8 protein-coding genes and 1 pseudogene are annotated in these 7,745 nt (G+C 67.1%); all 9 read right to left on the bottom strand.

What is annotated here, in order from left to right; all coding sequences use genetic code 11:
* Positions 1-88 (bottom strand): annotated as a pseudogene (locus tag CQZ88_RS30430) (F0F1 ATP synthase subunit epsilon); the annotation flags it as partial.
* Positions 89-94: 6 nt separating this feature from the next.
* A complete protein-coding gene (gene atpD, locus CQZ88_RS04185; RefSeq protein ID WP_006944336.1) occupies positions 95-1,546 on the bottom strand; it encodes a F0F1 ATP synthase subunit beta in 1,452 nt (483 codons plus the stop codon).
* 4 nt (positions 1,547-1,550) lie between these two features.
* Complete coding sequence (locus CQZ88_RS04190; protein WP_006944337.1) at positions 1,551-2,534, bottom strand: F0F1 ATP synthase subunit gamma; 984 nt, start codon at positions 2,532-2,534, stop codon at positions 1,551-1,553.
* A gap of 48 nt (positions 2,535-2,582) precedes the next feature.
* On the bottom strand, positions 2,583-4,226 hold the full coding sequence (atpA, locus tag CQZ88_RS04195) for a F0F1 ATP synthase subunit alpha (protein ID WP_006944348.1): 1,644 nt from the start codon (positions 4,224-4,226) through the stop codon (positions 2,583-2,585).
* Between the two features lie 64 nt (positions 4,227-4,290).
* Positions 4,291-5,130, bottom strand: a complete 840-nt coding sequence (locus CQZ88_RS04200; RefSeq protein ID WP_006944350.1) for a F0F1 ATP synthase subunit delta — start codon at positions 5,128-5,130, stop codon at positions 4,291-4,293.
* A gap of 5 nt (positions 5,131-5,135) precedes the next feature.
* Positions 5,136-5,696 (bottom strand): F0F1 ATP synthase subunit B, encoded by a 561-nt coding sequence (locus CQZ88_RS04205; protein WP_006944352.1) that lies wholly within the window; start codon positions 5,694-5,696, stop codon positions 5,136-5,138.
* Positions 5,697-5,706: 10 nt separating this feature from the next.
* Positions 5,707-5,958 carry an ATP synthase F0 subunit C gene (locus CQZ88_RS04210; protein WP_003935756.1) on the bottom strand — a complete coding sequence of 84 codons (252 nt, stop codon included), beginning with the start codon at positions 5,956-5,958 and terminating at the stop codon, positions 5,707-5,709.
* Positions 5,959-6,047: 89 nt separating this feature from the next.
* The gene (gene atpB, locus CQZ88_RS04215) at positions 6,048-6,896 is read right to left on the bottom strand and encodes a F0F1 ATP synthase subunit A (RefSeq protein WP_170914067.1); all 849 of its coding nucleotides are present in this window, start codon (positions 6,894-6,896) and stop codon (positions 6,048-6,050) included.
* A 259-nt stretch (positions 6,897-7,155) separates the two neighbouring features.
* The gene (locus CQZ88_RS04220) at positions 7,156-7,572 is read right to left on the bottom strand and encodes a hypothetical protein (RefSeq protein ID WP_202917562.1); all 417 of its coding nucleotides are present in this window, start codon (positions 7,570-7,572) and stop codon (positions 7,156-7,158) included.
* Positions 7,573-7,745: the final 173 nt, after the last annotated feature.

The following is a 7,745-nucleotide window of genomic DNA, read 5'->3' on the forward strand; positions in this document are numbered from 1 at the left end:
CCTCGGTCGTCTGGGCGCTGACCAGCCGGGCGGTGCCCGACCACAGGCGCTCCTCGACGGCAACGAGGTCCACGGTCATTTCAGCCATCGCGGACTACTTCCCGGCGATCTTCTTGGCAGCGGCCTCGACGTCGTCGAGTCCACCGCAGCTGTTGAACGCCTGCTCGGGCAGGTGGTCGAACTCACCCTTGGTGACGCGGTCGAATGCCTCGATGGTGTCGCGCAGCGGCACCACGGAGCCGGGCTCGCCGGTGAACTTCTCGGCCACGATGAAGTTCTGGCCGAGGAACTTCTGCAGACGACGGGCGCGGCCGACGAGGACCTTGTCCTCCTCGGAGAGCTCGTCCATACCGAGGATGGCGATGATGTCCTGCAGCTCCTTGTACTTCTGCAGGATCCGCTTCACCTCGTTGGCGACGCGGAAGTGCTCGGCACCGACGATGCCCGGCTCGAGGATGCGCGAGGTCGACGTCAGCGGATCCACAGCGGGGTAGATACCCATCTGCGAGATCGGACGCGAGAGCTCGGTGGTCGCATCGAGGTGCGCGAACGTCGTGGCCGGCGCCGGGTCGGTGTAGTCGTCGGCGGGGACGTAGATCGCCTGCAGCGAGGTGATCGAGCGGCCACGGGTCGAGGTGATCCGCTCCTGGAGCTCACCCATCTCGTCGGCCAGCGTCGGCTGGTAACCGACGGCCGACGGCATACGACCGAGCAGGGTCGACACCTCGGAACCGGCCTGGGTGAACCGGAAGATGTTGTCGATGAACAGCAGCACGTCCTGGCCCTGAATATCGCGGAAGTACTCCGCCATGGTCAGCGCGGACAGGGCGACGCGCATACGCGTTCCCGGCGGCTCGTCCATCTGGCCGAAGACGAGGGCGGTGTCCTGGAGGACGCCCATCTCCTCCATCTCGAGGTGGAGGTCGGTGCCCTCACGGGTGCGCTCGCCGACGCCGGCGAACACCGACGTGCCGGAGAACTCACGCGCGATACGGGTGATCATCTCCTGGATCAGAACGGTCTTGCCGACACCGGCACCACCGAACAGACCGATCTTGCCGCCCTTGACGTACGGGGTCAGCAGGTCGATGACCTTGATGCCGGTCTCGAGGATCTCGGTCTTGCCCTCGAGCTGGTCGAAGGCCGGCGGCTTGCGGTGGATGCCCCACTGCTCGCCATCGCGCCCGGTGCCCGGGGCGTCGAGGCAGTCACCGAGGGCGTTGAACACGTGGCCCTTGACGACGTCGCCGACCGGCACGGAGATCGGACGGCCCGTGTCGACGACCGTGGTGCCGCGCACCAGGCCGTCGGTGGGCTGCATGGAGATCGTGCGCACCAGGTTGTCACCCAGGTGCTGCGCGACCTCGAAGGTCAGGGTCTTCGCCACGGACGGCAGAGTGACCTCTGCGTGCAGGGCGTTGAACAGAGCGGGAACGGCACCACGCGGGAACTCGACGTCCACGACGGGGCCGATGACCCGAACGACGCGGCCGGCGGTGGCCGAGGCCGCCCCCGCCCCGTAGTTATCGGTTACTGCTGCGGTCATGTGCTTAGTCACTTCCTGCACTCGAGGCGAGCGCGTTGGCACCGCCGACGATCTCGCTGATTTCCTGGGTGATCTGCGCCTGGCGGGCCTGGTTGGCCTGACGGCTGAGGGTGTTCACCAGTTCCGTGGCATTGTCGGTGGCCGCCTTCATGGCGGTACGCCGAGCAGCCGACTCCGATGCCGCGGCATCGAGCAGCGACGCGAAGATGCGGGTGCTGATGTACTTCGGCAGCAGCGCCGCGAGCAGCGTCGAGGCCTCCGGCTCGAAGTTGTAGCCGGGCCGGGGCCCGCCGTTGCTGCCGACGTGCCGGCCGTCGGTGAGCATGTCCTCGCCGAGGTCGATCTCGTCCTCGGTGACGGTCACCTCGAGCGGCGCCATCCGGCGCACCTCGGGGGTCTGGGTCAGCATCGAGACGAAGCGGGTGTAGACGATGTGCAGTTCGTCGACGCCCTCGATCGTGCCCTCACCGTTCGGCGCGGGCACCTCGTTGCCGGACCCGGCCATGAACAGTTCCACCAGGTGACGACTCGCCTTGGCCGCATCCGTGTAGCGCGGCTCCTGCGAGAAGCCGGTCCACGCCCCCGCAACCTGCCGGCCGCGGAAGGTGTAGTAGCTCAGGCCCTTGGCACCGAGCACGTAGAACACCGGCTCCTTGCCCTCGCTGACCAGCAGCTGCCGCAGCTCCTCGGCCTCCTTGAGGACGTTGGCGTTGTAGCCGCCGGCCATGCCACGGTCACTGGTGACAACCAGGACTGCGGCACGCCTCGGGTTGGGCCGTTCGTTGAGCAGGGGGTGATCCAGCGACGCGGACGCGCTCGCCAGTTCGGAGAGCACCTTGGTGATCTCCTCGGCGTACGGCTTGGACGCTGCCACTCGGGCCTGAGCCTTCGTGATCCGCGACGTCGCGATCAGCTCCTGCGCCTTGGTGATCTTCTTGGTCGAGTTGACCGACTTGATCCGCGAGCGGAGCTCGCGCAGGCTTGCCATTCGTCGATCACACTCCCTTCACAGGACGCTGGGTCATGGTCTCCACGCTCACTTGCGAACAGTGGTGCGCTTGACGGAAACCTGCTCCTGCTCGACCTCGTCGGCGCCCAGGGCCTCGGCCTCGGCCTCGTTCACGACGCGGGTTCCGTCGGAGGCGATGAAGCCCTCCTTGAACTTGTTGGTCGCGGCGAGCAGCGCGGACGCGGAGTCGTCGGTCAGCGCCTTGCCGCCGGCGATCTGCTCGTAGACGCCCGAGGCGCTGTGGTGCAGGTCCTCGAGCAGCTCGGCCTCGAAGCGGCGCACGTCGCCGACGGGAACCGAGTCGTAGACGCCCTCACCCGCGAGGTAGATCGACACGATCTGGTCCTCGACGGCGACCGGGGAGTACTGGTCCTGCTTGAGGAGCTCGACCAGACGCTGGCCACGCTCGAGCTGCGCCTTCGAGGCCGCGTCGAGGTCGGAGGCGAAGGCGGCGAAGGCCTCGAGCTCACGGAACTGCGCGAGCTCCAGACGCAGCGAGCCGGACACCTTCTTCATGCCCTTGGTCTGCGCGGCGCCACCGACTCGGGACACCGAGATACCGACGTTGATGGCGGGGCGGATGCCCTTGTTGAACAGGTCGGACTCGAGGAAGACCTGGCCGTCGGTGATGGAGATGACGTTGGTCGGGATGTAGGCCGAGACGTCGTTGGCCTTGGTCTCGATGATCGGCAGGGCCGTCAGCGAACCGCCACCGAGCTCGTCGGACAGCTTGGCCGAGCGCTCCAGCAGACGGGAGTGCAGGTAGAACACGTCGCCCGGGTAGGCCTCACGTCCCGGCGGGCGGCGCAGCAGCAGGGAGATCGCGCGGTACGCCTCGGCCTGCTTGGTCAGGTCGTCGAACACGATGAGCACGTGCTTGCCCTGGTACATCCAGTGCTGGCCGATGGCCGAGCCGGTGTAAGGGGCGAGCCACTTGAAGCCGGCGGAGTCGGAGGCGGGGGCCGCGACGATGGTGGTGTACTCCATCGCGCCGTGCTCCTCGAGGGCGGCCTTGACGCCCGCGATGGTGGAGCCCTTCTGGCCGATCGCGACGTAGATGCAGCGGACCTGCTGCTTCGGGTCGCCGGAGGCCCAGTTGGCCTTCTGGTTCAGGATCGCGTCGACGCAGACGGCGGTCTTGCCCGTCTTGCGGTCGCCGATGACCAGCTGGCGCTGGCCGCGGCCGATCGGGGTCATCGCGTCGATGGCCTTGATGCCGGTCTGCAGCGGCTCCTCGACCGGCTGGCGCTGCAGCACGGTCGCGGCCTGCAGCTCGAGGGCCCGGTTCTCGGTCGCCTCGATGTCGCCGAGGCCGTCGATCGGCTGGCCCAGGGGGTTCACGACGCGGCCGAGGTAGCCGTCGCCGACCGGCACCGACAGAACGTCGCCGGTCCGCTTGACTTCCTGGCCCTCTTCGAGGTCCTGGTAGTCGCCGAGGATGACGGCACCGATCTCGGTGGCGTCGAGGTTCAGGGCCACGCCCAGCACACCGCCGGGGAACTCCAGCAGCTCGTTGGCCATCGCCGACGGCAGACCGCTGATGTGCGCGATGCCGTCACTGGTGTCGGCGACCACGCCGACCTCCTCGCGGGAGGCCTCCGGGGAGTAGCTCGCGGTGTAGTTGTCGATCGCGCTACGGATCTCGTCGGAGGAGATCGTCAGCTCCGCCATGTTCTTCCTGCTCTCGGTATCTGGTCTTCGAAAAGATCGCTATGTGTGTGTGTTCGGTAGTGGACTACGTGAGGCTCTTGCGCACTGCGGCGAGTCGACCCGCGGCGGTGCCGTCGATGACCTCGTCGCCCACCCGGACGACCAATCCACTGAGAAGCTCGGGAACCACCTCGACGTGCACCGTGACCGGTTTCCCGTACGTTCTGGTCAGGATACCGGTGAGCCGTTCGGCCTGCGCCGCGCTGAGAGGTGCCGCGCTGCGCACGTGGGCGACGGCGCGGTCCCGCTGGGTGGCGGCGAGGTTCGACAGTGCGTCGAACGCGTCGGCCGGGGCCTTGTCCTTCAGCCGTCCGACGGCCTGCACGGCCAGGGCCTCGGTGATCGCCGTGGACTTGCCGTAGAGCAGACGCGAGAGGAACTCCCGCTTGGCCGCCAGCGGCTTGGTGCGATCGGAGAGGGCCTGTTCGAGTTCGGCGTTGCCGGCCACGATGCGACCGAGCCGGAACAGCTCGTCCTCGACGGTGTCGAGCTGGTTCTGGTCCGCCGCCGCCGACAGGAGGGCTTCGCGGCCCAGCTGAACGAGGGAGTTGGTCAGGTCGGACTGGGTCGACCAGTCCTGCCCGGCCGCCGCCTTCAGGGTCGCGAGGGTGACGGGCGAGACCTTGCTCCCGAAGACCCGCTCGGCCAGTGCCTGCCGACCGGCTGCCGGGGCCGAGGCGTCGGCCAGCGCACTCCGCAGGGTGCGCTGATCGTCGAGCACCTCGACCACCGAGAACAGCTCGGAGCCGGCCTGCGCCGCAGCTGCAGTTGCGGCACCCGCGGCAGCGGATGCGGTGCTCGACGCCAACGCGCCCTGCAGCGCGGAACGCGTCTGAGCGAGTGCCTCACGGCTTGCTGCGTACATGGTGCTCACTTTCGGGATGCAGAGTCAGCGCTGAGGGAGTCGAGCTCGCTGAGGAAGCGGTCGATCGAGCCGGCACGCTTGACGTCGTCGGAGAGGGACTCCCCGATGACCTTCTCGGCCAGATCCACGGCGGTGCGTCCGAGATCGCCGCGCAGCTCGGTCACGATCTGCTGGCGCTGGGCCTGCAGCTGGTTGTGACCGGCAGCGACGATGCGGTCGCTCTCCTCCTGGGCCTGGGCCTTCATGTCCGCGATGATCTGCTGGCCCTGGGCACGGGCCTCCTCGCGGATCTGCGCCGCCTCGGTGCGGGCCTCGGCGAGCTGCGCGCGGTACTGCTCGAGCGCGGCCTTTGCCTCGGCCTGAGCTTCCTCGGCCTTCTTGATGCCGCCTTCGATCAGCTCCGAACGCTCGTCGAGCACCTTCTGGAACAGCGGAAGCACGTACTTCCAGAAGACGAGCCCGACGATGATCAGGGCGACCAGCGACCAGACGATGTCATACGTCGCGGGGAGCAGAGGATTTTGGTCCTCCGCCTCCGCCGCGAGCAACAGGATGCTGTCAGCCATGGTCGTCAGATCAGAAGATGAAGCCGGCGACGATACCGATCAGCGCCAGGGCCTCGGTGAACGCGATACCGAGGAACATGGTGGTGCGCAGCTGGCCGGCCATCTCGGGCTGGCGGGCCATGCCCTCGATCGCCTTGCCGACGACGATGCCGATGCCGATGCCGGGGCCGATGGCCGCGAGGCCGTAGCCGACCGCACCGAGACCGCTGATGGTGCTCTCCGTCTGGGCGAGGACGTCAACTGCCTGAAGCGCAACGCTCATTGGTGTTCCATTCCCTTTCTTGTGGCTCGGCCCCGGGGATCGGCAACCGAGTCAGTCTGTGTGTTGTGTGGGTAGTGCCGGTCGGCGCGCTAGTGCTCTTCGGCGTGCAGCGCCAGGTCGATGTACACCGCCGTCAACAGCGAGAAGATGTACGCCTGCAGGACGATCACCAGCAGCTCGAAGAAGGTGAACGCGACGCCACCGATCAGCGAGCCGATGCCGAAGATCTTCATCGCGCCTTCGGAGCTGAAGAAGAAGAACTGGGTTGCGCTGAAGAACAGCACCAGCATGATGTGGCCGGCCAGCATGTTCGCCATGAGACGGATGGTGAGCGTGAACGGGCGCAGCAGGAACGTCGAGATGAACTCGATCGGAATGACCAGCACGTGCAGCGCGGGGGGCAGGTTCGGGACGACGATGCTGCTCTTGACGTAGCGGAAGAACCCGTACTTCTTGATGCCCACGTAGTTGAAGACGACGTAGGCCAGCGCGGCCAGCACGATCGGCATACCGATGCGCGCGTTCGACGAGATGTTCAGGAACGGGATGACCGACGTCAGGTTGAGACCGACCACGAGGAAGAAAATGGTCACGAGCACCGGAAGGAATCGGCGGCCCTGCTGCTTGCCGAGGATGTCCTCGGCGATGTTGATCCGCACGAAGTCGATCATGATCTCGGCGACGTTCTGCACACCGCGGGGCACAATCTTCGGGCTGCGCATCGCGAGCGCGAAGAACAGCGCCACGAGCACGGCCACGACGACGCGGATGAGCATCAGGCGGTCCATTTCGAAGGGGGTGCCTTCGAACAGAACTGCTGGGGGGAAGAAATCGGCTAGTGACGGCGCGTGGAATTCTCCGGCAGCCAAGGTGGTGACGCTCAGCGCTCTCTCCCGTAGTCGGCCGCAGGCATTGCCGTCTGCGGTTCGATCGGACATTGACGATCCAACAAGTCGACCAGGTCGGCTCGCGTATTCGCCAGCTGCTGTCGGCTCCCGATCGGGGCCAGCGTCTGTCGGTGTCGGCGACTCTCGTCGACTCGGCGGCCATTCGAACACGACCGCCTGCGAGGGCACAACCGCACTCGACTCCTCCGGAATCGCAGGCAGTCGCACTCGCTTGGGACGACCTTATCAACACTTCTACGACGTTGTGTAGGCGGGTGCCCGTACCGCCAGGTCATTGACAACGGCGGTACTACCGCTCGTCGTTGTTCCCCTGCTCAGCGCTACCGGCAGGCTCCACGTACAGCGCCCGCTGCGACAGCACACCGTAGGTCTCGGCCCCCAGGACGATGAGCAGCGCGAAGACGATGGTGAGCACCAGCGCACCCTTGTCGTAGAAATCGAGCGGCTTGAGCAGCATCATCACCACGATCGCGAGGATCAACTTGAGCAGCCAGGTGCCCAGCAGCACCGCGCCCGCCGTCGTCGCCGGGAGCCGGGCGGTGAGCAGCACGCCGAGAGCGGTGAAGAGAATGAACCCCCCTCCCACGGCCGCGCCGATCAGCGCGCCCCACACGCCCGGCAGGCCGGCGACGAGGCCGCCGATCACCGTCGCGACGACCGTCAGTGCGATCAGTCCGAGCACGCCATAGCGGACGGCGGCGCGCATCGGCGCGGAAGAGTCGGGCAGGGCGGGCAGGGGCCGATCCGGGGAGGTCACGGGAATCAAGCCTAACGGACCCGGCGCCGGCCCCAGCGTCGCCGGGGACGGTCGGCGTCCTCGTGACGCAGCGACGGCACCGCCGTGACGACCAGCGCGAACACCAGTCCGCCCGCCACGAG

The sequence above is a fragment of the Rhodococcus sp. ENV425 genome (genome assembly GCF_002887785.1).
Lineage (GTDB): Bacteria > Actinomycetota > Actinomycetes > Mycobacteriales > Mycobacteriaceae > Rhodococcus > Rhodococcus aetherivorans.

What these genes read in the sequence shown, in the direction of transcription:
- CQZ88_RS04200 (WP_006944350.1), bottom strand. Translation starts at nt 5,130, where the DNA reads ATGTACGCAGCAAGCCGTGAGGCACTCGCTCAGACGCGTTCCGCGCTG.
- CQZ88_RS04210 (WP_003935756.1), bottom strand. Translation starts at nt 5,958, where the DNA reads ATGAGCGTTGCGCTTCAGGCAGTTGACGTCCTCGCCCAGACGGAGAGC.
- CQZ88_RS04190 (WP_006944337.1), bottom strand. Translation starts at nt 2,534, where the DNA reads ATGGCAAGCCTGCGCGAGCTCCGCTCGCGGATCAAGTCGGTCAACTCG.
- atpA (WP_006944348.1), bottom strand. Translation starts at nt 4,226, where the DNA reads ATGGCGGAGCTGACGATCTCCTCCGACGAGATCCGTAGCGCGATCGAC.
- atpD (WP_006944336.1), bottom strand. Translation starts at nt 1,546, where the DNA reads ATGACCGCAGCAGTAACCGATAACTACGGGGCGGGGGCGGCCTCGGCC.
- atpB (WP_170914067.1), bottom strand. Translation starts at nt 6,896, where the DNA reads ATGTCCGATCGAACCGCAGACGGCAATGCCTGCGGCCGACTACGGGAG.
- CQZ88_RS04220 (WP_202917562.1), bottom strand. Translation starts at nt 7,572, where the DNA reads ATGCGCGCCGCCGTCCGCTATGGCGTGCTCGGACTGATCGCACTGACG.
- CQZ88_RS04205 (WP_006944352.1), bottom strand. Translation starts at nt 5,696, where the DNA reads ATGGCTGACAGCATCCTGTTGCTCGCGGCGGAGGCGGAGGACCAAAAT.